This window comes from Pseudomonas sp. FP215, from assembly GCF_030687795.1.
Lineage (GTDB): Bacteria > Pseudomonadota > Gammaproteobacteria > Pseudomonadales > Pseudomonadaceae > Aquipseudomonas > Aquipseudomonas salmasensis.
In genome coordinates this window covers 5,437,720-5,459,956 of the sequence record NZ_CP117447.1, presented here as the reverse complement: position 1 = coordinate 5,459,956, position 22,237 = coordinate 5,437,720, and the positions used below count along the sequence as shown (strand labels likewise).

Annotated in this window: 24 protein-coding genes and 1 tRNA gene; 22 read left to right on the top strand and 3 right to left on the bottom strand. The window is 58.0% G+C overall.

Annotated features, from left to right (window positions below; translation table 11 throughout):
• Window positions 1–669: 669 nt before the first annotated feature.
• Together PSH76_RS24705 and PSH76_RS24700 are read right to left on the bottom strand one after the other, a co-directional pair.
• Window positions 670–1,026 (bottom strand): hypothetical protein, encoded by a 357-nt coding sequence (locus tag PSH76_RS24705; RefSeq protein WP_143129379.1) that lies wholly within the window; start codon window positions 1,024–1,026, stop codon window positions 670–672.
• A 424-nt stretch (window positions 1,027–1,450) separates the two neighbouring features.
• Window positions 1,451–1,535, bottom strand: a tRNA-Leu gene (locus tag PSH76_RS24700).
• A 108-nt stretch (window positions 1,536–1,643) separates the two neighbouring features.
• Between PSH76_RS24700 and queA the strand changes: the two genes are divergently transcribed.
• The 6 genes from queA (at window position 1,644) to PSH76_RS24670 (ending at window position 7,717) form a co-directional block, all read left to right on the top strand.
• The gene (queA, locus tag PSH76_RS24695) at window positions 1,644–2,693 is read left to right on the top strand and encodes a tRNA preQ1(34) S-adenosylmethionine ribosyltransferase-isomerase QueA (protein WP_305493053.1); all 1,050 of its coding nucleotides are present in this window, start codon (window positions 1,644–1,646) and stop codon (window positions 2,691–2,693) included.
• Window positions 2,694–2,698: 5 nt separating this feature from the next.
• Entirely contained in the window at window positions 2,699–3,814 is a 1,116-nt protein-coding gene (tgt, locus tag PSH76_RS24690; protein ID WP_032803964.1) for a tRNA guanosine(34) transglycosylase Tgt, read from the top strand.
• 43 nt (window positions 3,815–3,857) lie between these two features.
• A complete protein-coding gene (yajC, locus tag PSH76_RS24685) occupies window positions 3,858–4,196 on the top strand; it encodes a preprotein translocase subunit YajC (protein WP_003175975.1) in 339 nt (112 codons plus the stop codon).
• 62 nt (window positions 4,197–4,258) lie between these two features.
• Window positions 4,259–6,127 carry a protein translocase subunit SecD gene (gene secD / locus PSH76_RS24680; RefSeq protein ID WP_305493052.1) on the top strand — a complete coding sequence of 623 codons (1,869 nt, stop codon included), beginning with the start codon at window positions 4,259–4,261 and terminating at the stop codon, window positions 6,125–6,127.
• A gap of 9 nt (window positions 6,128–6,136) precedes the next feature.
• Complete coding sequence (gene secF / locus PSH76_RS24675; protein WP_032895384.1) at window positions 6,137–7,051, top strand: protein translocase subunit SecF; 915 nt, start codon at window positions 6,137–6,139, stop codon at window positions 7,049–7,051.
• Between the two features lie 123 nt (window positions 7,052–7,174).
• Entirely contained in the window at window positions 7,175–7,717 is a 543-nt protein-coding gene (locus tag PSH76_RS24670; RefSeq protein ID WP_003194023.1) for a glycine zipper 2TM domain-containing protein, read from the top strand.
• A 206-nt stretch (window positions 7,718–7,923) separates the two neighbouring features.
• On the opposite strand, the gene suhB is transcribed toward PSH76_RS24670, so the two are convergent.
• Window positions 7,924–8,739 carry an inositol-phosphate phosphatase gene (gene suhB, locus PSH76_RS24665; RefSeq protein WP_005791195.1) on the bottom strand — a complete coding sequence of 272 codons (816 nt, stop codon included), beginning with the start codon at window positions 8,737–8,739 and terminating at the stop codon, window positions 7,924–7,926.
• A 145-nt stretch (window positions 8,740–8,884) separates the two neighbouring features.
• Here suhB and trmJ point away from each other — a divergent pair, with 145 nt between their 5' ends.
• From trmJ to hisS, 16 genes are all read left to right on the top strand, one after another.
• Window positions 8,885–9,655: a tRNA (cytosine(32)/uridine(32)-2'-O)-methyltransferase TrmJ gene (gene trmJ, locus PSH76_RS24660; protein ID WP_305493051.1), complete on the top strand. Its 771-nt coding sequence runs from the start codon at window positions 8,885–8,887 to the stop codon at window positions 9,653–9,655.
• A gap of 2 nt (window positions 9,656–9,657) precedes the next feature.
• Window positions 9,658–10,443, top strand: a complete 786-nt coding sequence (gene cysE / locus PSH76_RS24655) for a serine O-acetyltransferase (protein ID WP_032895385.1) — start codon at window positions 9,658–9,660, stop codon at window positions 10,441–10,443.
• Between the two features lie 287 nt (window positions 10,444–10,730).
• A complete protein-coding gene (gene iscR, locus PSH76_RS24650; RefSeq protein ID WP_003194020.1) occupies window positions 10,731–11,222 on the top strand; it encodes a Fe-S cluster assembly transcriptional regulator IscR in 492 nt (163 codons plus the stop codon).
• 50 nt (window positions 11,223–11,272) lie between these two features.
• Window positions 11,273–12,487, top strand: a complete 1,215-nt coding sequence (locus PSH76_RS24645) for an IscS subfamily cysteine desulfurase (protein WP_003194019.1) — start codon at window positions 11,273–11,275, stop codon at window positions 12,485–12,487.
• Window positions 12,488–12,586: 99 nt separating this feature from the next.
• Window positions 12,587–12,973 carry a Fe-S cluster assembly scaffold IscU gene (gene iscU, locus PSH76_RS24640; RefSeq protein WP_003175965.1) on the top strand — a complete coding sequence of 129 codons (387 nt, stop codon included), beginning with the start codon at window positions 12,587–12,589 and terminating at the stop codon, window positions 12,971–12,973.
• A 28-nt stretch (window positions 12,974–13,001) separates the two neighbouring features.
• Window positions 13,002–13,325, top strand: coding sequence for an iron-sulfur cluster assembly protein IscA (gene iscA, locus PSH76_RS24635; protein ID WP_003175963.1), 324 nt, complete (start codon window positions 13,002–13,004; stop codon window positions 13,323–13,325).
• Window positions 13,326–13,333: 8 nt separating this feature from the next.
• Complete coding sequence (hscB, locus tag PSH76_RS24630) at window positions 13,334–13,855, top strand: co-chaperone HscB (RefSeq protein WP_032895386.1); 522 nt, start codon at window positions 13,334–13,336, stop codon at window positions 13,853–13,855.
• Between the two features lie 51 nt (window positions 13,856–13,906).
• The gene (hscA, locus tag PSH76_RS24625; RefSeq protein WP_003194017.1) at window positions 13,907–15,769 is read left to right on the top strand and encodes a Fe-S protein assembly chaperone HscA; all 1,863 of its coding nucleotides are present in this window, start codon (window positions 13,907–13,909) and stop codon (window positions 15,767–15,769) included.
• A 3-nt stretch (window positions 15,770–15,772) separates the two neighbouring features.
• Window positions 15,773–16,114, top strand: a complete 342-nt coding sequence (gene fdx / locus PSH76_RS24620; RefSeq protein WP_032895388.1) for an ISC system 2Fe-2S type ferredoxin — start codon at window positions 15,773–15,775, stop codon at window positions 16,112–16,114.
• Between the two features lie 14 nt (window positions 16,115–16,128).
• Window positions 16,129–16,329, top strand: coding sequence for a Fe-S cluster assembly protein IscX (gene iscX / locus PSH76_RS24615; RefSeq protein ID WP_003194015.1), 201 nt, complete (start codon window positions 16,129–16,131; stop codon window positions 16,327–16,329).
• 91 nt (window positions 16,330–16,420) lie between these two features.
• Complete coding sequence (gene ndk, locus PSH76_RS24610) at window positions 16,421–16,846, top strand: nucleoside-diphosphate kinase (RefSeq protein WP_003175956.1); 426 nt, start codon at window positions 16,421–16,423, stop codon at window positions 16,844–16,846.
• A 29-nt stretch (window positions 16,847–16,875) separates the two neighbouring features.
• Window positions 16,876–18,024, top strand: a complete 1,149-nt coding sequence (gene rlmN / locus PSH76_RS24605; RefSeq protein ID WP_003194014.1) for a 23S rRNA (adenine(2503)-C(2))-methyltransferase RlmN — start codon at window positions 16,876–16,878, stop codon at window positions 18,022–18,024.
• Window positions 18,025–18,036: 12 nt separating this feature from the next.
• Entirely contained in the window at window positions 18,037–18,795 is a 759-nt protein-coding gene (gene pilW / locus PSH76_RS24600; RefSeq protein WP_305493050.1) for a type IV pilus biogenesis/stability protein PilW, read from the top strand.
• Complete coding sequence (locus PSH76_RS24595) at window positions 18,795–19,790, top strand: RodZ family helix-turn-helix domain-containing protein (RefSeq protein ID WP_305493049.1); 996 nt, start codon at window positions 18,795–18,797, stop codon at window positions 19,788–19,790. The genes pilW and PSH76_RS24595 overlap by 1 nt, the downstream gene beginning before the upstream one ends.
• A 2-nt stretch (window positions 19,791–19,792) precedes the next feature.
• On the top strand, window positions 19,793–20,902 hold the full coding sequence (ispG, locus tag PSH76_RS24590) for a flavodoxin-dependent (E)-4-hydroxy-3-methylbut-2-enyl-diphosphate synthase (RefSeq protein ID WP_003175952.1): 1,110 nt from the start codon (window positions 19,793–19,795) through the stop codon (window positions 20,900–20,902).
• Window positions 20,903–20,925: 23 nt separating this feature from the next.
• The gene (hisS, locus tag PSH76_RS24585; protein WP_032895392.1) at window positions 20,926–22,215 is read left to right on the top strand and encodes a histidine--tRNA ligase; all 1,290 of its coding nucleotides are present in this window, start codon (window positions 20,926–20,928) and stop codon (window positions 22,213–22,215) included.
• The last annotated feature ends 22 nt before the right edge of the window (window positions 22,216–22,237 follow it).

Below are 22,237 nucleotides of genomic sequence, written 5' to 3'. Positions count from 1 at the left end.
TTACTAATACAAATACCATGCCGTGCATGGTTGTCAAATAAATAAATATTTTTACTTTCTAACCTGTAAAAAAGCTGATTTTTTTAAAAATCAAAAACGGTCAAAAAAACCTATAAAATCAACTTGCGACACTTATTTAAGAGTTATCCAAGAAGAGCAAAAGCAAAAGCCCGCCCTAACAGGCGAAAAGCATCTGGGTATTGCGAACAAAGTTCGCATATCAAAATCAAAAGCGTAGAACTCAAATTTTTATATTCAATAAATTTTGAGTAGCAAAACTTTCAAAAATCAAAACCTTTGAAATTGCCGTTTTTAGACGATTTACCATCTTGTGCGTATGGTAATACCGGGAATTAAAACACGCCGTTTTTAGCTTGTTTCTGTTGACGCACTAGAAAAGTGCATTGAGTTTTTTCTACGTTTTTTGTCGGTTTTTTGAGTTTCAATTTTCTTGGATAGTCGTTTTTTGGCTTAAAATCAATGAAAAACGTTGTCAATAGAAAACCGAAAATATATTTAAGGTGGGACCTTAATTATCAAATAGAGGTCAACCATATTCTTTAAATTTCACAGAATATGAAATGACCATCCACCGCGTTCATCTGGTAATTTTTCAAGCTTGAACAACTTCAACCGCTAAAAACGACCTAGCAGGCCAATATGTTGTATTCAGTCTTTGGTAGGCAGAACATAACTTGATAGCCCTGTATTCACGTAATTCCAGATTTTTTTTGATATTAAGCCGCGATCTAAAAAATACTCAGCAGCAAATAGAACTCTTGGAGCTAATTGTTTTGCATCTTGTATATGGCCATTGGCTGCCAAGTTAACACAATATCTGGTCACAACTTTTAATGCGACCTCTTCATCATTTATCTCATCACGAACAGCTTCATCAACTATGCTTTTATAATCGGATAGCGAAATAAAATTTGGATTCAACTCGTTATCAACTTTATAGTCTTGCCATAATATCTGTTTGACTATTTCGTAATGCTTCTGTCTATTTTTATAGTGCCCAAACATATTAGTTACCTACACCGATGAACCCAGCGAAATAACACAAACACTAACCCATGGCGTGTCATTTTGCCATCATGCTTTTTGTCGCTTTTTATGTAGAGGTTTTTGCAGAGCTTAGTGGCAATCTAAATAGTAAATGGTCTGATAATCATTCTTAGGCTAATCCTCACCTGAGTATGAGACACATTCGATCCATGGTTGACCCTTTCCCGCACTGCTGCAGAGCCGCAGCACGTCAAACGGTCTGGATAAGAAGGATAGCTTCAATACACCGTTTCAGGTGTGCAGAGCGAAGCCGAAGCGGACGCCACCGGGAGGCGGTTTTTCCCAAGAAAAGGGTATGAGAAGGGTAGATTTTTTGGATAGAAAAAGGGGTAGAAATTTCTTTCTACCCCTTTTCTAAGTCCTTGATTTACAAGGAAAATTATGGTGCCCCGAGGGAGACTCGAACTCCCACTCCTTTCGAAAACGGATTTTGAATCCGCCGCGTCTACCAATTCCGCCATCAGGGCTCAATGGCGGCGAAGTATAGAGATGAGATTACCGTTGGTCAATCACGTTTCATGGTCTATTTTCACTATTTCCGCTAGACTTCCCGGCCCTGCTAGACGAACCCCATCATGCGCGTTGCTGACTTTACTTTTGAGCTCCCTGATTCGCTGATCGCTCGCCACCCTTTGGCCGAGCGTCGCGCCAGTCGACTGCTGACCCTTGACGGGCCCAGCGGTGCCCTCGCACACCGTCAATTCACTGATTTGCTTGAGCATTTGCGCCCAGGCGATCTGATGGTTTTCAACAATACCCGGGTGATTCCGGCGCGGCTGTTTGGCCAGAAGGCTTCCGGCGGCAAGCTGGAAATCCTGGTGGAGCGGGTGCTGGACAGCCATCGCGTGCTGGCCCATGTGCGCTCCAGCAAGTCGCCCAAACCGGGGTCGAGCATCTTGATCGAGGGCGGTGGCGAAGCCGAGATGGTCGCGCGCCACGATGCCTTGTTCGAGCTCAAGTTTGCCGAAGAAGTGTTGCCGCTGTTGGAGCGCGTCGGCCATATGCCGTTGCCTCCTTATATAGACCGCCCCGACGAAGACGCGGACCGCGAGCGCTATCAGACCGTGTACTCACAGCGCCTCGGCGCCGTCGCCGCACCGACTGCCGGGCTGCATTTCGACCAGCCACTGCTGGATGCGATTGCCGCCAAGGGCGTCGACACCGCCTATGTGACCCTGCACGTGGGGGCCGGTACGTTTCAGCCGGTGCGTGTGGATAACATCGAAGACCACCATATGCACAGCGAATGGCTGGAAGTCAGCCAGGACGTGGTGGATGCGGTGGCGGCGTGCAAGGCGCGGGGCGGTCGAGTGGTGGCCGTGGGCACTACCAGTGTGCGTTCGCTGGAGAGCGCAGCACGTGATGGCGTGCTCAAACCGTTCAGTGGCGACACCGATATCTTCATTTTCCCAGGGCGGCCATTCCATGTGGTCGATTGCCTGGTCACCAACTTCCATTTGCCCGAATCCACGCTGTTGATGCTGGTGTCGGCATTTGCCGGTTACCCGGAAACCATGGCCGCTTATCAAGCCGCCATCGCTAACGAGTACCGTTTTTTCAGCTACGGTGATGCGATGTTTATCACCCGTAACCCGGCGCCGCGCGGCCCTGAGGACCACTTATGAGTCGTATGTCGTTTGAATTGCTCGCTACGGACGGCAAAGCCCGTCGCGGTCGGCTGACCTTCCCGCGTGGCACTGTGGAGACCCCGGCGTTCATGCCGGTCGGCACCTATGGCACCGTCAAAGGCATGTTGCCCCGTGACATCGTCGCCACTGGCGCCGAAATCATTCTGGGCAACACCTTCCACCTGTGGCTGCGCCCGGGCACGGAAGTGATCAAGAAGCATGGCGACCTGCATGACTTCATGAAGTGGCAGGGCCCGATTCTCACCGACTCCGGTGGTTTCCAGGTGTTCAGCCTGGGCGCCATGCGCAAGATCAAGGAGGAGGGCGTGACCTTCGCCTCGCCGGTCGACGGCGCCAAGGTGTTCATGGGCCCGGAAGAGTCGATGCAGGTGCAGCGCGACTTGGGTTCGGACATCGTGATGATTTTTGACGAGTGCACACCGTACCCGGCCGATGAAGACGTGGCGCGTATCTCCATGGAGTTGTCGCTGCGTTGGGCCCAGCGTTCGAAGAACGCCCATGGCGATAACACGGCGGCGCTGTTCGGTATTGTCCAGGGCGGCATGCATGAAAGCCTGCGCAAACGCTCGTTGGAAGGCCTCGACAAGATCGGCTTCGACGGCCTGGCCATCGGCGGTTTGTCGGTGGGCGAGCCCAAGCACGAAATGATCAAGGTGCTGGATTACCTGCCGGGCCTGATGCCCGCAGACAAACCTCGTTACCTTATGGGCGTTGGCAAACCGGAAGATCTCGTAGAGGGTGTGCGCCGCGGTGTGGACATGTTCGATTGCGTGATGCCAACCCGTAATGCCCGCAATGGGCATCTGTTCATCGATACAGGCGTGCTGAAGATCCGTAACGCGTTCCATCGCCATGATGATTCGCCGCTGGATCCTACCTGTGACTGCTACACCTGCCAGAACTTCTCCCGTGCTTATCTGCACCATCTGGACAAGTGCGGGGAAATGCTGGGTAGCATGTTGAATACCATCCACAATTTGCGTCACTACCAAGTCCTGATGGCTGGTTTGCGCGAGGCTATTCAACAGGGTACATTGGCCGCCTTCGTCGATGCCTTCTATGCCAAGCGTGGCCTCCCTGTGCCGCCCTTGGACTGAGTTTTCCGACCCTAAGATTCACTATTTGCAACTGGAGTGCTAAATGAGCTTTTTTATCTCTAACGCCATGGCTGACGCCGCTGCGCCTGCTGCTGCCGGCCCTATGGGCGGTGGTTTCGAGTGGATTTTCCTGGTCGGCTTCCTGGTCATCTTCTACCTGATGATCTGGCGTCCACAGGCCAAGCGCGCCAAAGAGCAGAAAAACCTGCTGGGCAGCCTGCAAAAAGGCGACGAAGTCGTGACCACTGGCGGTATCGCCGGCAAGATCACCAAGGTTTCCGATGCTTTCGTGGTACTGGAAGTCTCCGACACCGTGGAAATGAAGTTCCAGAAGGGCGCCATCGCCGCCACGCTGCCTAAAGGCACGCTCAAAGCGATCTGAGTAACAACCTTTACCAATCGACGGGGCGCGCAAGGCGCCCCGCGTTATAAGCGGGCGGCGTGATGCTGAACAAATACCCTCTGTGGAAATACGTACTGATCCTGGCGGTGCTGGCGATCGGTTTTATTTATTCCGCTCCCAATCTCTATCCTGATGACCCGGCGATCCAGATCTCTGGCGCCAGCACTTCGCTGCAAGTCAATCAGGCAGACCTGGACCGTGCGAGCAAAGCGCTCAATGACGCGGGTATCCAGGTTAAAGCGGCAACCTTGGCGGCTGGATCCAAAGGCGGCTTGTTGCGCCTGACCAAGCAAGAAGACCAATTGCCGGCCAAAGATGTCGTACGCAAGGCCATGGGTGACGACTACGTTGTCGCGCTCAACCTGGCCCAGACCACGCCACAATGGCTGCGCAGCATTGGCGCGCACCCGATGAAGCTGGGTCTGGACTTGTCCGGTGGTGTGCACTTCCTGCTGGAAGTCGACATGGACAAGGCCCTGGACGCACGTCTGAAAGTCTACGAAGGCGACGTGAAGAGCCTGCTGCGCAAAGAGAAGCTGCGCTATCGCAGCCTGCCGCAGCTCAACGGTGCCATTCAGCTGGGCTTTGCTGACGAAGCATCCCGCGAACAGGCCCGTGCGCTGATCCGCAAGAACTTCAATGATTTCGACATCGTGCCTGCCGACCTCAATGGTCAAGCGGTACTGCGTCTGGCGATGAGCCCGGCCAAGATCGCGGAAATCCGCGAATACTCCATCAAGCAGAACTTGACCACGGTGCGTAACCGCGTCAACGAGCTGGGTGTGGCCGAGCCGATCGTGCAGCGCCAGGGCGCCAACCGCATTGTGGTTGAGCTGCCGGGCGTACAGGACACCGCTGAAGCCAAGCGTATCCTCGGCAAGACCGCCAACCTGGAGTTCCGTCTCGCGGCAGACCCAGGCGCTACGCGTGCCACTTCCGAAGAATTCGAATTCCGTGAAGGCAACCGTCCTCCTGCGTTGATCGAGCGTGGCTTGATCATCACCGGTGACCAGGTGACCGACGCCAAGGCTGGTTTCGGCGAGCACGGCACGCCGGAAGTGAACATCCGCCTGGATGGCCATGGCGGCGAACTGATGAGCCGCGCCACGCGCAGCAACGTCGGTCGCAGCATGGCGGTGATCTTCATCGAGCAGCGCCCGGTGACCACCTACACCAAGCAGATGGTCAACGGCGTCGAGAAAGACGTGCCGGTGCAGACCTTCAAGGAAGAGAAGAAGATCATCAGCCTGGCGACCATCCAGTCGCCGCTGGGTGCTCAGTTCCGTATCACTGGCCTGAACGGCCAGGGCGAGTCGTCCGAGCTGGCGTTGCTGCTGCGTGCCGGTGGCCTGGCGGCACCGATGTACTTCGCTGAAGAACGTACCATCGGCCCGAGCCTGGGTGCCGACAACATCACCAAGGGTGTCGATGCGGCGCTGTGGGGCATGTTGTTCGTGTCGCTGTTCATCATCGCCATCTACCGCTTCTTTGGTGTGATCGCCACCGTTGCCCTGGCGGGCAACATGGTGATGCTGCTGGCCCTGATGTCGTTGCTGGGTGCCACACTGACCCTGCCAGGTATTGCCGGTATCGTACTCACCATGGGTATGGCGGTGGACGCCAACGTGCTGATCTTCTCGCGGATTCGTGAAGAGATCGCCGCCGGCATGACCGTACAGCGTGCAATCAACGAAGGCTTCGGCCGGGCATTTACCGCGATCCTCGACTCCAACCTGACCACACTGTTGGTCGGCGGGATTCTCTTCGTCATGGGCACCGGCCCGGTGAAAGGCTTTGCGGTGACCATGTCCCTCGGGATCTTTACCTCGATGTTCACGGCCATCATGGTGACCCGCGCAATGGTCAACCTGATCTTTGGCGGGCGTGACTTCAAGAAGTTGTGGATTTAAGGGGCTGCCATGTTACGTACAATCAACTTCATGGGCGTTCGCAACGTTGCGTTCGGCGTCACCGTGCTCCTTACCGTTCTGGCGTTGTTCAGCTGGTTCCATAAGGGCCTGAACTACGGCCTGGACTTCACCGGCGGTACGCTCATCGAGCTGACCTACGAGAAGCCGGCCGACGTTACCCTGGTGCGCAACGAGTTGGTCAAGGCCGGCTATCACGAAGCCGTGGTACAGAGCTTTGGTGCCACCACCGACTTGCTGGTGCGCATGCCTGGCGAAGACCCGCAACTGGGTCACCAGGTAGCCGAGGCCTTGCAGAAGGTGGGCGGCGACAACCCGGCGTCGGTCAAGCGCGTCGAGTTCGTCGGCCCGCAAGTGGGTGAAGAGCTGCGCGACCAGGGCGGCCTCGGCATGCTGATGGCGCTGGTCGGCATCATGATCTACCTGGCGTTCCGCTTTCAGTGGAAGTTCGGTGTCGGCGCCATTGTGTCGCTGATCCACGACGTGGTCGTCACCGTGGGTATCCTGGCCTATTTCCAGATCACCTTCGACCTGACCGTATTGGCGGCCGTGCTGGCGATCATTGGTTACTCGCTCAACGACACCATCGTGGTATTCGACCGGGTTCGTGAGAACTTCCGTGTACTGCGCAAGGCGACGTTGATCGAGAACATCAACATCTCCACCACCCAGACCCTGCTGCGGACCATGGCGACGTCGATCTCCACCTTGCTGGCGATTGCTGCGCTGATGATCTTCGGCGGCGACAACCTGTGGGGCTTTTCCCTGGCGCTGTTTATCGGTGTTCTGGCGGGTACCTACTCGTCGATCTACATCGCCAACGTGGTGCTGATCTGGCTGAACCTCAACAGCGAAGACTTGATCCCTCCTGCGGCTACCGACAAGGAGGTCGACGACCGTCCTTGATGGGCGCTTGTTGATCCGCTGTTACAAGAAAGGCGCGAGTATTGAACTCGCGCCTTTTTTTTTGCTCCAAGGCTGGGTATAGCGCGGATCTTTCGGTCCGCTTGTGATGGTCAGGAGGTTCATGTGAACAAGTCGTTGCTGGTTGGTGCGGTATTGGGTGCTGTCGGTGTGACTGCCGGAGGCGCTGTTGCCACCTACAGCCTGGTAAAAAGCGGCCCTGAGTATGCGCAAGTGCTGGCGGTACAGCCGGTGAAAACCCAAATCAAAACTCCTCGTGAGGTCTGCAAGGACGTCACTGTGACCCGGCAGCGTCCGGTGCAGGACCAACATCAAATCGCCGGTACTGTGGTGGGTGCCCTTGCGGGTGGCCTGCTAGGCAACCAGATTGGTGGCGGTAACGGTAAGAAGCTGGCTACCGTGGCCGGTGCGGTCGGTGGTGGCTACGCCGGTAACAAGGTTCAGGAAGGCATGCAGAACCGCGATACCTACACCACCACGCAAACTCGCTGTAACACTGTTAACGACATCAGTGACAAGGTGGTCGGTTATGACGTGCGTTACAACCTGGATGGCAAGGAAGGTACCGTGCGTATGGAGCGCGACCCTGGCAGCCAGATTCCGGTGGACAAGGAAGGCCGTTTGATCCTGGGTCAGAACCAGCAGTAATCCCCAGGTCTGGTTTCGATCCAAATGTGGGAGCTGGCTTGCCTGCGATAGCGGTGGGTCAGTAACTAATCCGTTGGTTGGCAGCCCGCCATCGCAGGCAAGCCAGCTCCCACATTGGATTGTATTGAGTCAGTTGGAATTGGTTTTTTGCTAAATCCCGCGCATAAAAAAGCACCCCGAGGGGTGCTTTTTTTGTGCTTGCTCGCTTAACGCTTCAGCGAAGCCGGCAGGTGCGGCTGGATCGCCGTCAGTACTGCCTTGAAGCATTTGGTGTTGCCAGCCACGACGTGGCCTTTCTCCAGGAAGTCGTGACCACCGGTGAAGTCGCTCACCAGGCCGCCCGCTTCTTGAATCAGCAGGGCGCCAGCAGCCATGTCCCACTCGGACAGGCCCGACTCCCAGAACGCATCAAAACGACCGGCGGCTACATACGCCAGGTCCAGGCTGGCTGCACCGGCGCGGCGGATGCCGGCGGTCTGGCCAACCAGAGCGCGGAACATGCCCAGGTAGTTTTCCAGGTTGTCCATCTGGTCGTCACGGAACGGGAAGCCGGTACCCAGCAGAGCGCCTTCCAGGCTGGTACGGCCGCTGACACGCAGGCGGCGGCCGTTCAACTGGGCGCCACGACCACGGCTGGCGGTGAATTCTTCCTGGCGAACCGGGTCCAGCACAACGGCGTGTTCCAGGCGGCCACGGTATTTGCAGGCGATGCTCACGGCAAAGTGTGGGATGCCGCGCAGGAAGTTGGTGGTGCCATCCAGTGGGTCGATGATCCACAGGTAGTCTTCGCCTTCGCCGCTGCCTTTATGCAGGCCGGTTTCTTCGCCGAGGATGCCGTGGGTAGGGTAGGCCTTGCGCAGGGCGTCGATGATTTTCTGTTCGGCGGCGCGATCCACCTCGGATACATAATCCTTGGCGTCTTTTTCGTCGACCTTGATGGTATCCAGGCGCTCGATGGAGCGGAAAATCAATTCACTGGCGCTGCGGGCGGCGCGCAGCGCGATATTCAGCATGGGCTGCATGGATAGGTCACCTAAGGTTGTTAAAGAAAGCCGAGCATTCTAGCAGAAACTTTCTTCAGGTGAAGGACGACGTTCGCTTTCATGGCATAACCTTAGGCGGTTCTGTAAGATTTGCTCCCCTTTCCTGTGTCCGAGAGCGCCTCCCTTGCTGCAAAACATTCGTGTCGTCTTGGTCAATACCAGTCATCCCGGCAACATCGGCGGGGTGGCGCGAGCCATGAAAAACATGGGGCTGACGCGCCTGGTGCTGGTCGAACCGCGGATATTCCCGCACCACGAGGCGGATGCCCGTGCGTCCGGCGCCAATGACTTGCTTGAAAATGCCCAGGTGGTCGCCACCTTGGAGGACGCCTTGGTCGGCTGCAATCTGGTGCTCGGCACCAGCGCCCGTGACCGGCGTATCCCTTGGCCGCTGCTGGACCCCCGTGAGTGCGGCACCAAAGTGGTGGAGGAGGCTGTTGGCGGCGCTGAGATCGCCTTGGTATTTGGTCGTGAAGACTCCGGCCTGACCAACGAAGAGCTGCAGCGATGTCATTATCACGTGCATATCCCCTCAGACCCTGAGTTCAGCTCGCTGAACCTCGGGGCGGCGGTGCAGGTGCTGACTTATGAAGTGCGCATGGCCTGGCTGGCCGCTGCCGGCCAACCAAGCAAAATGGAAAAGGACGAGGTTGCATCGACCAAAAGTGGCGAGTTGGCCACCATGGACGAGCTGGAGCGGTTCTATGAGCACCTGGAGCAAACCCTGGTCGCCATCGAATTTCTCGACCCTGAAAAGCCACGGCACTTGATGGCGCGCCTGCGTCGCCTGTACGGCCGCAGCTCGGTGAGCCGGGCTGAAATGAACATATTGCGTGGCATCCTCACGGAAACCCAGAAAGCGGCCCGTGGTGAGCTTCTTAAGCGGAAGGATTAAAAATGTTCGAGCGTTTGCGAGAAGATATCCAAAGTGTTTTCCACCGTGACCCGGCGGCGCGCAACGCCTTTGAAGTGCTGACCTGCTACCCGGGCATGCACGCGATCTGGATCCACCGCCTGTCCGGCGCCCTGTGGGGCATGGGCTGGAAATGGTTGGCGCGGCTGGTATCGAACTTCGGGCGCTGGTTGACCGGTATCGAGATCCACCCGGGTGCCAAGGTGGGCCGTCGGTTCTTTATCGACCACGGTATGGGCATCGTGATTGGCGAGACGGCCGAGATCGGCGATGACGTCACCCTCTATCAAGGCGTGACTCTGGGCGGCACCACCTGGAACAAGGGTAAGCGCCACCCAACGCTGGGCGATGGTGTGGTGGTAGGGGCGGGCGCTAAGGTGCTCGGGCCGTTTACCGTGGGGGCTGGTGCGAAGGTTGGCTCCAATGCGGTAGTGACCAAGGCTGTGCCGCCGGGTGCCACGGTTGTGGGTATTCCAGGCCGCATCATCGCCAAGCCGCAAGTTGGTGATGAGCAAGAGGCCAAGCGCAAGGCCATGGCCGAGAAGATTGGCTTCGATGCCTACGGCGTCAGTGAAGACATGCCCGACCCGGTGGCTCGTGCGATTGGTCAATTGCTCGATCATCTGCAGGCGGTGGATGGCAAGCTGGAGGGCATGTGCGGTGCGCTTAAGGAGTTGGGCAGCCCGTACTGTGCCAAAGACTTGCCTGAACTGCGCGAAGAAGATTTTGCTGAGATCAAGGACGAAACCGCTACCACCAAGGCAGGCTGAGCGCGGTCCCTTGTGGGAGCTGGCTTGCCTGCGATTGCGGTGGGCCAGCAACCTATAAGCAAGCTGATGGGCCGCTATCGCAGGCAAGCCAGCTCCCACATTTGAGCTCTATTGGCTCAGTGGTCTTGCAGCAGGCCTGTTCCCGCTGGTCCATCCCACCCCACCCTGCTATGATTCGCGCGCCCTTTTTACGGGTAATCCTGACTAAAGTACTAGGTCTTATAGTTGACTTAAATACTCGGGAATCGCATACTTGCTCCCATTCTGAAACACCTTGGTACTTGTCCATGAGACTGACTACAAAAGGCCGATACGCGGTGACCGCCATGCTCGACTTGGCCTTGCACGCGCAAACTGGGCCGGTGTCCCTGGCCGATATCTCCGAGCGCCAAGGCATTTCCCTGTCCTATCTCGAGCAGTTGTTCGCCAAATTGCGCCGTAGCAATCTGGTTTCCAGCGTTCGCGGTCCGGGTGGTGGCTATCAGTTGTCCCGCGACATGCAGGGCATTCAGGTGGCCCAGGTGATCGACGCGGTCAACGAATCCGTCGATGCCACCAAATGCCAGGGTTTGGGTGACTGCCATGCCGGCGACACCTGCCTGACGCACCACTTGTGGTGTGACTTGAGCCTGCAGATCCATGAGTTTTTGAGTGGTATCAGCTTGGCTGATCTTGTGACTCGCCGTGAGGTGCAAGAAGTAGCCCAGCGTCAGGACCAGCGCCGTTGCAATACCAAGGCGCCGCGTCTGGACAAGATTGAAGCGTCCGCCGTCGAGTGACAGCCGAAGAGCTAACGGCACGCCAGCCAGCCTGATTTAGGAGAAAGTCCATGAAATTGCCGATTTACCTTGATTACTCAGCGACCACCCCGGTTGATCCGCGTGTCGCGCAAAAAATGAGCGAATGCCTGCTGGTCGACGGAAACTTCGGCAACCCGGCCTCCCGTTCCCACGTATTCGGCTGGAAAGCCGAGGAAGCGGTCGAGAACGCTCGTCGCCAAGTCGCTGACCTGGTCAATGCCGACCCGCGCGAAATCGTCTGGACCTCCGGTGCCACCGAGTCCGACAACCTGGCTATCAAGGGCGCGGCGCATTTCTACGCGACCAAAGGCAAACACCTGATCACCACCAAGATTGAGCACAAGGCTGTCCTGGACACCATGCGCCAACTGGAGCGTGAAGGTTTCGAGGTCACCTACCTCGAGCCGACCACCGACGGTATCGTCACTCCGGCCATGATCGAAGCTGCGATGCGTGAAGACACCATCCTGGTTTCGGTGATCCACGTGAACAACGAAATCGGCACCATCAACGACATCGCCGCCATCGGCGAGCTCACCCGCTCCAAGGGTGTGTTGCTGCACGTCGACGCTGCTCAGTCCACCGGCAAGGTCGATATCGACCTGTCCAAGCTGAAAGTCGACCTGATGTCGTTCTCTGCCCACAAGACTTACGGCCCTAAAGGCATCGGCGCGCTGTACGTGAGCCGCAAGCCTCGCGTGCGCATCGAGGCGACCATGCACGGCGGCGGTCACGAGCGCGGCATGCGTTCGGGCACCCTGGCGACCCACCAGATCGTCGGCATGGGCGAAGCCTTCCGTGTAGCCAAGGAAGATATGGCTGCCGAAAACGTGCGTATCAAGGCTCTGAGCGATCGCTTCTACAAGCAGGTCGAAAACCTTGAAGAGCTGTACATCAACGGCAGCATGACCGCCCGTGTACCGCACAACCTGAATTTGAGCTTCAACTACGTCGAAGGCGAGTCGCTGATCATGGCGCTCAAGGACCTGGCGGTATCGTCCGGTTCGGCCTGCACCTCGGCGTCCCTTGAGCCTTCGTACGTACTGCGCGCCCTGGGCCGCAACGACGAACTGGCCCACAGCTCGATCCGCTTTACGTTCGGCCGCTTCACCACCGAAGAGCAAGTCGACTACGCCGCGCAGAAGGTCTGCGAAGCCGTCAACAAGCTGCGCGTTCTGTCGCCGCTGTGGGACATGTACAAAGACGGTGTCGATATTTCCAAGATCGAGTGGGCGGCACACTAACTATAGAAGCCGCCACCCAAGCTCTGTAGGAACGTGGCGGAAAACGCAGGCGTTTCTACAGGGTTCCAGAGCGGCCCTGATGAGTGAGGATTCAGTACCATGGCTTACAGCGAAAAGGTCATCGACCACTACGAAAACCCGCGCAACGTCGGCAAGATGAACGCGGAAGATCCTGATGTCGGCACCGGCATGGTCGGCGCTCCGGCGTGCGGCGATGTGATGCGCCTGCAGATCAAGGTCAACGATGCTGGCGTTATCGAAGACGCCAAATTCAAGACTTACGGCTGCGGTTCGGCCATCGCCTCCAGCTCCCTGGCGACCGAATGGATGAAAGGCAAGACCCTGGATGAGGCTGTCACCATCAGCAACACCCAGCTGGCCGAAGAACTGGCGCTGCCGCCAGTGAAAATCCACTGCTCGGTACTCGCTGAAGACGCCATCAAGGCGGCGGTTCGCGACTACAAGCAGAAGAAAGGCTTGATCTAAGCATTTGGCGACGAGTAAGGAGTCAACGATGGCTATCAGCATGACAGAAGCGGCTGCGCAGCACATTCGCCGCTCCCTGAATGGGCGCGGTAAAGGTGAGGGGATTCGTCTGGGTGTACGCACCACGGGCTGTTCCGGCCTTGCCTACGTGCTGGAGTTTGTCGACGAGGTGGTTGCAGAGGATCAGGTGTTCGAAAGTCACGGCGAAAAGGTGATTATCGACCCGAAAAGCCTGACCTACCTGGACGGCACCGAACTCGATTTCGTCAAGGAAGGGTTGAACGAAGGCTTCAAGTTCAACAACCCTAACGTGCGCGGTGAATGTGGCTGCGGCGAAAGCTTCAACATCTGAGGCTACTCGTGGGTACTCCTTGTCATTTCGCTTTATTCGAGCTGCAGCCGAGCTTTCGGCTGGACCTTGAGCAGCTTGCTACGCGCTACCGTGAGTTGGCGCGTGGCGTGCATCCGGACCGCTTTGCCGACGCTTCCGAGCGTGAGCAACGCTTGGCGCTGGAGCAATCGGCCAGCCTCAACGAAGCCTATCAGACGCTAAAAAGCCCCCCGAAACGCGCGCGTTATTTACTGGCGATGAAGGGTGGTGAGTTGCCGATGGAAGTCACCGTGCATGACCCGGACTTCCTGATGCAGCAGATGCAGTGGCGCGAAGAGCTCGAAGACTTGCAGGACGAAGCCGATGTGGCTGGCGTCGTGGTCTTCAAGCGCCGTCTGAAGGCGGCCCAGGATGAGCTCAACGAAAGCTTCGCAGCCTGTTGGGATGATGCGGCGCAACGTGAGCAGGCCGAACGCCTGATGCGGCGCATGCAATTCCTCGACAAGCTCACCTACGAAGTGCGCCAGCTAGAAGAGCGCCTCGACGATTAACCCAGTGCTGCCCGTGATGCACGCCTGATAGACAGATAAGACCTGATTACCATGGCTCTACTGCAAATCGCCGAACCCGGCCAAAGCCCTCAACCGCACCAGCGTCGCCTGGCGGTCGGGATTGACCTGGGCACCACCAATTCCCTGGTTGCTGCCTTGCGCAGCGGCCTGTCCGAGCCACTGCCCGATGCCGATGGTCAGGTGATCCTGCCGTCCGCCGTGCGTTATCACGCCGACCGCACTGAAGTGGGCGAATCGGCCAAGCTGGCCGCTTCCGCCGACCCCTTGAACACGGTGTTGTCGGTCAAGCGCTTGATGGGTCGTGGGTTGTCCGACGTCAAGCAATTGGGCGACCAACTGCCGTACCGCTTTGTCGGCGGTGAATCCCATATGCCGTTCATCGACACCGTCCAGGGGCCCAAGAGCCCGGTTGAAGTGTCGGCCGATATCCTCAAAGTGCTGCGCCAGCGTGCAGAAAGCACCCTGGGCGGTGAGCTGGTAGGGGCGGTGATCACTGTTCCGGCGTATTTCGACGACGCCCAGCGCCAAGCCACCAAGGATGCAGCGAAGCTTGCTGGCCTCAACGTGCTGCGCCTGCTCAACGAGCCGACTGCGGCGGCGGTGGCCTACGGCCTCGATCAGCACGCTGAAGGCCTGGTCGCTATTTATGACCTGGGCGGCGGCACCTTCGATATTTCGATCCTGCGCCTAACCGGCGGTGTGTTTGAAGTGCTCGCGACCGGCGGCGACAGCGCCCTGGGTGGTGATGATTTCGATCACGCCATTGCTGGCTGGATCATCAGCAGTGCCGGCTTGTCGGCCGACCTGGACCCAGGCGCGCAGCGCAACCTGCTGCAAACGGCCTGCGCGGCCAAAGAAGCGTTGACTGACGCTGCTTCTGTTGAAGTGTCCTACGGTGACTGGTCGGCACAGCTGACCCGCGAAGCCTTTGATGCGCTGATCGAGCCGATGGTCGCTCGCAGCCTTAAAGCCTGCCGTCGCGCTGTGCGTGATTCCGGTATCGAGTTGGAAGACGTCGGTGCAGTGGTCATGGTCGGCGGTTCCACCCGCGTGCCGCGCGTGCGTGAAGCGGTCGCCGAGGCTTTTGGGCGTCAACCATTGACCGAAATCGACCCGGATCAAGTCGTCGCCATCGGCGCTGCCATCCAGGCCGATACCCTGGCGGGTAACAAGCGCGATGGCGGCGAATTGCTGTTGCTCGACGTGATCCCGTTGTCCCTGGGCCTGGAAACCATGGGCGGCCTGATGGAGAAGGTGATTCCGCGTAACACTACCATCCCTGTCGCACGTGCCCAGGACTTCACCACCTACAAAGACGGCCAGACAGCCATGATGATTCATGTGCTGCAAGGTGAGCGCGAGCTGATCAGCGACTGCCGCTCCCTGGCGCGCTTTGAGTTGCGTGGCATTCCAGCGATGGTGGCCGGTGCCGCCAAGATTCGCGTGACCTTCCAGGTCGATGCCGATGGCTTACTCAGTGTCGCAGCGCGCGAACTGGCCTCGGGCGTTGAAGCCAGCATCCAGGTGAAGCCGTCCTACGGCCTCACCGATGGCGAAATCGCCAAGATGCTCAAGGATTCGTTCCAGTATGCCGGTGACGACAAAGTCGCCCGCGTATTGCGCGAGCAACAAGTGGATGCCCAGCGCCTGCTCGAAGCGGTGCAGGGTGCCCTTGAAGCCGATGGCGAACGCCTGCTGGATGCCGAAGAGCGCATGGTCATTGACCTGCAGATGCAAGAACTGGCCGAACTGATGAAAGGCAACGATGGCTACGCCATCGAGCAACAGACCAAGCGCCTGTCGCAAGTGACTGATGCCTTTGCCGCCCGCCGTATGGATCAGACGGTTAAAGCCGCGCTGGCGGGCCGCAACCTGAATGAAATTGAGGAATAACTGATGCCGCAGGTCACTTTTCTACCGCACGCCGAACATTGCCCTGAGGGCATGGTCGTGGAGGCTGAGACCGGCAAGTCCCTGCTCGACGTCGCGCATGACAACCATATCGAGATCGAAAGTGCCTGTGGCGGCGTCAATGCCTGCACCACCTGTCACTGCATCATTCGTAAAGGTTTCGACAGCCTCAATGAGGCTGACGACCTGGAAGAAGACTATCTTGATCGGGCGTGGGGCCTGGAGCCGACGTCGCGCCTGAGTTGCCAGGCGAAAGTGGGGACTGAAGACCTCACCGTCGAAATCCCGAAATATTCGCTTAACCATGCGGCCGAAGCGCCGCATTGATTCAAGGAAGTGTCATGAGTCTTAAATGGGTTGATGTACAAGAGATCGCTATCCTGTTGGCTGATGGCAACCCGGATTTGGATCCTTACTCCCTGAACTTTGTAGCTTTGCGTGACATGGTCATGGCATTGCCCGGGTTCGAAGATGAGCGTGATCGTGGCGGTGAAAAGGTCTTGGAAGCTATCCAGACTGCCTGGAAAGAAGAACAGGACTGACGCCTCCCTCACGCAGTTAGGCAATACCCAATAACCCGCGTATAATTCGCGGGTTTAATTTTTCGTAAATTACCGTTTCTGGAGTTACACCATGGCTGTTCAACGTACTTTCTCCATCATCAAGCCTGACGCTGTTGCAAAAAACGTCATCGGCGAGATCACCACTCGTTTCGAAAAAGCCGGCCTGAAGGTTGTAGCTTCGAAACTCAAGCAACTGTCCAAGGCTGAAGCTGAAGGCTTCTACGCTGAGCACAGCGCTCGTGGCTTCTTCGGCGACCTGGTTGCCTTCATGATCTCCGGTCCTGTTGTTGTTCAGGTTCTGGAAGGCGAAAACGCCATCGCTCTGAACCGTGAGCTGATGGGCGCTACCAACCCTAAAGAAGCGGCTGCCGGCACCATCCGTGCTGACTTCGCTGAATCCATCGACGCCAACGCTGTTCACGGCTCGGACTCCGAAGCTGCTGCTGCTCGCGAAATCTCGTACTTTTTCGCTGCTACTGAAGTAACCGCTCGCTAAGCATCGGCTTAAAGAGTGAGGGTGAATCCATGACTACATCGACTGTTAAAACCAACCTGCTGGGTCTGACTCAGCCGGAAATGGAGAAATTCTTCGACTCAATCGGGGAGAAGCGTTTCCGTGCCGGTCAGGTAATGAAGTGGATTCACCACTTTGGCGTCGACGATTTCGACGCCATGACGAACGTCAGCAAGGCCCTGCGCGACAAGCTCAAGGCCATTGCCGAGGTGCGTGGTCCCGAAGTGGTCAGCGAGGACATCTCCAGCGACGGTACCCGTAAGTGGGTCGTGCGCGTGGCGTCTGGCAGCTGTGTCGAGACCGTGTACATTCCCCAGGGCAAACGCGGCACTTTGTGCGTTTCGTCCCAGGCAGGCTGTGCCCTGGACTGCAGTTTCTGCTCCACCGGCAAGCAAGGCTTCAATAGCAACCTCACCGCCGCCGAAGTCATCGGCCAGGTGTGGATTGCCAACAAATCCTTTGGCAGCGTCCCGGCGACCGTCGACCGTGCCATCACCAACGTGGTGATGATGGGCATGGGTGAGCCGCTGCTGAACTTCGACAACGTGATTGCGGCCATGCACCTGATGATGGACGACCTGGGCTACGGCATCTCCAAGCGCCGTGTGACCCTGTCGACCTCCGGCGTGGTACCGATGATCGATGAGCTGGCCAAGCACATCGACGTCTCCCTTGCGTTGTCGCTGCACGCACCTAATGACGCATTGCGTAACCAATTGGTGCCGATCAACAAGAAGTATCCGCTTAAGATGTTGCTCGAGTCGTGCCAGCGTTATATGGCGACCCTGGGTGAAAAGCGTGTGTTGACCATTGAGTACACCATGCTCAAGGACGTCAACGACAAGCTGGAGCACGCGGTCGAGATGATCGAATTGCTCAAGGACACCCCGTGCAAGATCAACTTGATCCCGTTCAACCCGTTTCCCCATTCTGGCTACGAGCGGCCGAGCAACAACGCCATCCGTCGTTTCCAGGATCAACTGCACCAGGCCGGCTATAACGTCACTGTGCGAACCACCCGTGGTGAAGACATCGATGCCGCGTGTGGCCAATTGGTAGGGCAGGTGATGGACCGCACCCGCCGCAGTGAACGTTATATCGCCGTGCGCGAACTTAACGCCGCTGAAGATTTACCGCAAATCGCTGTGAATCGAATCTGAGAGAGGATCTCTATGCCCTTGCGCCTTGCGCTGCTTTTACTCTTTACCGGCCTGGTGGCCGGTTGCGTTTCATCGGGCCATGACAGCCCGTTGCGCACTGATAAAGGCCGTGATGAGGCGCGAGTTGCCTATGTGCAACTGGGTTTGGGGTACCTGCGCCAAGGCATGAGCGAGCAGGCCAAGGTGCCCTTGAAAAAGGCCCTGGAGCTGGACGCCGATGATGCCGATGCCAATGCCGCGCTGGCCCTGGTGTTTCAGGCCCAGGCCGAGCCCGAGCTGGCCGACCGCTATTTTCACAAGGCCCTGGCCTCCCGTCCTGCCGACCCGCGGCTGCTGAACAACTACGGCAGTTTCCTGTTCGAGCAGAAGCGGTATGACCTGGCGTCACGTTATTTCCAGCAAGCTTCCATCGATACCCTCTACCCGCAGCGTTCGCGGGTGTTCGAGAACCTCGGTGTGACCTCGATGCGCCTCGGCCAACGCGACAGCGCCCGCCAGCAACTGGAAAAAGCCCTGCATTTGAATAGTCGCCAGCCACGGGCATTGCTCGAAATGGCTGAGTTGTCTTACGAAGACAGGCATTATGTGCCGGCACGTGACTATTACGAGCGTTTTAGCCTGCTCAGCGGGCAAAATGCACGTAGTCTATTGCTCGGTGTGCGCCTGGCGACGGTTCATGAAGAACACGACACGGCCGCACGTTTTGGCCAGCAACTCGAACGACTCTATCCCGGTACGCCGGAATATCAGCAATACCTGTCGGAGCAATGATGAAAGCCGCGCACCCGGAAGATGTAGCAGCTAATCGCGTCAACCCAGGCGAAACCTTGCGCCAGGCCCGCGAAAGCAATGGTTGGTCGCTGGCGGAAGTGGCCCTCAAGCTCAATTTGACCAGCACCTCCCTGGCCAACCTGGAAGCTGGCGCGTTCGACAAGCTGCCTGGGCACACCTTTGCCCGCGGCTATATCCGCGCCTATGCCAAATTGCTGGGTATCGACCAGGCCGTGCTGGTCCAGGAGTTCGACCAGTTCACCGGTACCGACGCCCAGGGCAGTAATGTCCATGGGTTGGGGCGTATCGAAGAGCCAACGCGGGTTTCCCACACCATTTTGCGGATTGTCAGCCTGTTGTTGCTGATTGCCGTGGTCGGCGGCGGTTTTGTCTGGTGGCAAGACCAGACCTCCCAGCGCAACAAAGACCTGACCAGCAACGCCATGGAACATGTCGAAGTCGAAAGCGCCGACGGCACCACCCAGATTCACCCCCTGGACGAGCCGGAACACCAGGCCGTGGTAGAAGGGCAAGCCGCGCCGCAAGCGCCTGCCACTGCCGAGCAACCCGCGCCAGACGCTGGCACGGCCCCGGCTGCGACGGCTGCGGTACCCGCCCCGGCTGCTCCGACCGCTCCAGCAGCACCCGTTGCCCAGGCTCCGGTGGTTCCGACACCAGCACCTGCGACCCCTGCGCCAGCCGCACCCGCAGCGCCGGCGATGTCGCCTCCCACCACCCCGGCATTGATCGCCGGTGACGGGCGCGTACAAATTACCTTCATCGCTGACTGCTGGACGCAGGTCACCGATGGCAACGGCAAAGTGCTGTTCAGTGGTTTGAAGCGTAAGGGAGATACGCTTGACCAGGGCGGCAAGCCTCCTTTGACGCTGCGTCTGGGCTTCGCCCGTGGCGCGCAAGTGGCCTACAACGGCCAGCCTGTAGACGTGGCGCCGTTCACCAGTGGCGAGACTGCTCGCCTCAAGTTGGGACAATAGTCATGCACGGCGAATCTCCAATTAAACGTCGCGTATCGCGCAAGATCTGGGTCGGCTCGGTGCCGGTGGGTGGCGACGCCCCCATCGCAGTGCAGAGCATGACCAACAGCGACACCAACGATGTGGCCGCCACCGTAGCCCAGATCAACCGTCTGGAAGCGGCGGGTGTGGACATCGTGCGGGTGTCCGTTCCGGACATGGACGCAGCCGAGGCCTTTGGTCGTATCAAACAGTTGGTCAAGGTGCCACTGGTTGCCGATATTCACTTCGATTACAAGATCGCATTGCGCGTGGCCGAATTGGGTGTGGACTGCCTGCGTATCAACCCCGGCAACATCGGGCGTGAAGATCGCGTGCGTGCCGTGGTGGACGCTGCCCGGGATCGTGGTATCCCGATCCGCATTGGCGTCAACGCCGGCTCCCTGGAAAAAGACCTGCAAAAAAAATACGGCGAGCCCACGCCGGCAGCCCTGGTTGAGTCTGCACTGCGCCACGTTGAACACCTGGAACGCCTGAATTTCCAGGACTTCAAGGTCAGCGTAAAGGCCTCTGATGTGTTCATGGCCGTAGAAGCCTATCGCCTGCTGGCCAAGGAAATCGTGCAACCGCTGCACCTGGGTATCACCGAAGCGGGCGGTTTGCGCTCAGGCACGGTGAAATCTGCGGTGGGTCTCGGTATGCTGCTCGCCGAAGGGATTGGCGATACTATTCGCATCTCCCTGGCGGCAGACCCCGTAGAGGAAGTGAAAGTCGGTTACGACATTCTCAAATCCCTGCGTTTGCGTTCCCGTGGTATCAACTTCATCGCCTGCCCGAGCTGCTCGCGGCAGAACTTCGACGTGGTGAAAACCATGAACGACCTGGAGTTGCGCCTCGAAGACCTGCTGGTGCCGCTGGATGTCGCAGTGATCGGTTGTGTGGTCAACGGGCCGGGTGAGGCCAAAGAGGCCCACGTGGGCCTGACCGGTGGTACACCGAACCTGATTTACATCGACGGCAAGCCGTCGCAGAAGCTAACGAATGACAATCTGGTGGATGAGCTGGAAAAGCTGATCCGCGAGAAAGCGGCCGAGAAGGTCGCCGCTGACGCAGCGCTGATCGCTCGCGGCTGATTGACCGAATTTAAGGATCTGATGTGAGCAAGTCTCTGCAAGCCATTCGTGGCATGAACGACATCCTGCCCGAGCAGACGCCACTGTGGCGCTACTTCGAAAGCACGGTCGCGCGCCTGCTGGATAACTACGGTTACAAGCAGATCCGCATGCCGATCGTCGAGTTCACCGAACTGTTCAAGCGCTCCATCGGTGAAGTGACCGACATCGTCGAAAAAGAGATGTACACCTTTGAAGACCGCAACGGCGACTCCCTGACCCTGCGTCCGGAAGGCACTGCCGCGTGCGTGCGCGCCGTACTGGAACATGGCATCACCGGTGGTGGCCAGACCCAGAAGCTGTGGTACATCGGCCCGATGTTCCGCCACGAGCGCCCGCAGAAAGGCCGTTACCGCCAGTTCCACCAGATCGGTTGCGAAGTGTTCAACCTGGACGGTCCGGACATCGACGCCGAGCTGATCGTGCTGACCTGGCGCCTATGGGGCCAGTTGGGCATTCGTGACGCGGTCAAGCTTGAACTCAACAGCCTGGGCACCAGCGAGTCCCGCGGGCGTTATCGCGAAGCCCTGGTCGAGTACCTGTCGGCCCACCTGGACAAACTGGACGAAGACAGCCAACGCCGTCTGAAGACCAACCCGTTGCGCGTCCTGGATACCAAGAACGCCGACACCCAGGCCGTGCTGGTCGATGCGCCGAAAATGGCCGATTACCTGGACGACGAGTCCCGTGTGCACTTCGAGGGCCTCAAGGCTCGCCTGGATGCAGCCGGTATTCCCTACGTGATCAACCCCAAGCTGGTGCGTGGCCTCGACTACTACAGCAAGACCGTGTTCGAGTGGGTCACCGACAAGCTCGGCGCCCAGGGCACCGTGTGTGCCGGTGGTCGCTATGACGGCCTGGTCGAGCAAATGGGCGGCAAGCCGACCACGGGCGTGGGCTTTGCCATGGGCATCGAGCGGTTGATCCTGCTGCTGGAAACCCTGGAGCAGGTCCCGCAAGAGATTTCCCGTCAGGTGGACGTGTACCTGTGCGCCTTCGGCGAGGCTGCCGAACTGGCGGCCCTGGCCTTGAGCGAAAAAGTACGTGACCAACTGCCGAGCCTGCGCCTGCAGGTCAATGCCGGCGCTGGTAGCTTCAAGAGCCAGTTCAAGAAGGCCGACAAGAGCGGTGCGCTGTACGCACTGATCCTCGGCGATGACGAGCTGGCCCAGCAAGTGATAGGTTTCAAACCCCTGCGTGGCCAGGGCGAACAACAGAACATTGCCTTTGATGCGCTCGCTGCGCACTTGGCCACCTGCGTTGTGCAGGGTTGAAGCTGTCGAACAGCCGAATTTA

Bases quoted from the DNA above. Each gene is read 5' to 3' on its own strand.
- PSH76_RS24645 (WP_003194019.1), top strand. From the start codon at position 11,273: ATGAAATTGCCGATTTACCTTGATTACTCAGCGACCACCCCGGTTGAT.
- yajC (WP_003175975.1), top strand. From the start codon at position 3,858: ATGAGCTTTTTTATCTCTAACGCCATGGCTGACGCCGCTGCGCCTGCT.
- secF (WP_032895384.1), top strand. From the start codon at position 6,137: ATGTTACGTACAATCAACTTCATGGGCGTTCGCAACGTTGCGTTCGGC.
- pilW (WP_305493050.1), top strand. From the start codon at position 18,037: ATGCCCTTGCGCCTTGCGCTGCTTTTACTCTTTACCGGCCTGGTGGCC.
- cysE (WP_032895385.1), top strand. From the start codon at position 9,658: ATGTTCGAGCGTTTGCGAGAAGATATCCAAAGTGTTTTCCACCGTGAC.
- suhB (WP_005791195.1), bottom strand. From the start codon at position 8,739: ATGCAGCCCATGCTGAATATCGCGCTGCGCGCCGCCCGCAGCGCCAGT.
- hscA (WP_003194017.1), top strand. From the start codon at position 13,907: ATGGCTCTACTGCAAATCGCCGAACCCGGCCAAAGCCCTCAACCGCAC.
- fdx (WP_032895388.1), top strand. From the start codon at position 15,773: ATGCCGCAGGTCACTTTTCTACCGCACGCCGAACATTGCCCTGAGGGC.
- iscR (WP_003194020.1), top strand. From the start codon at position 10,731: ATGAGACTGACTACAAAAGGCCGATACGCGGTGACCGCCATGCTCGAC.
- iscA (WP_003175963.1), top strand. From the start codon at position 13,002: ATGGCTATCAGCATGACAGAAGCGGCTGCGCAGCACATTCGCCGCTCC.
- ispG (WP_003175952.1), top strand. From the start codon at position 19,793: ATGCACGGCGAATCTCCAATTAAACGTCGCGTATCGCGCAAGATCTGG.
- iscU (WP_003175965.1), top strand. From the start codon at position 12,587: ATGGCTTACAGCGAAAAGGTCATCGACCACTACGAAAACCCGCGCAAC.
- queA (WP_305493053.1), top strand. From the start codon at position 1,644: ATGCGCGTTGCTGACTTTACTTTTGAGCTCCCTGATTCGCTGATCGCT.
- PSH76_RS24595 (WP_305493049.1), top strand. From the start codon at position 18,795: ATGAAAGCCGCGCACCCGGAAGATGTAGCAGCTAATCGCGTCAACCCA.
- secD (WP_305493052.1), top strand. From the start codon at position 4,259: ATGCTGAACAAATACCCTCTGTGGAAATACGTACTGATCCTGGCGGTG.
- iscX (WP_003194015.1), top strand. From the start codon at position 16,129: ATGAGTCTTAAATGGGTTGATGTACAAGAGATCGCTATCCTGTTGGCT.
- tgt (WP_032803964.1), top strand. From the start codon at position 2,699: ATGTCGTTTGAATTGCTCGCTACGGACGGCAAAGCCCGTCGCGGTCGG.
- PSH76_RS24705 (WP_143129379.1), bottom strand. From the start codon at position 1,026: ATGTTTGGGCACTATAAAAATAGACAGAAGCATTACGAAATAGTCAAA.
- rlmN (WP_003194014.1), top strand. From the start codon at position 16,876: ATGACTACATCGACTGTTAAAACCAACCTGCTGGGTCTGACTCAGCCG.
- ndk (WP_003175956.1), top strand. From the start codon at position 16,421: ATGGCTGTTCAACGTACTTTCTCCATCATCAAGCCTGACGCTGTTGCA.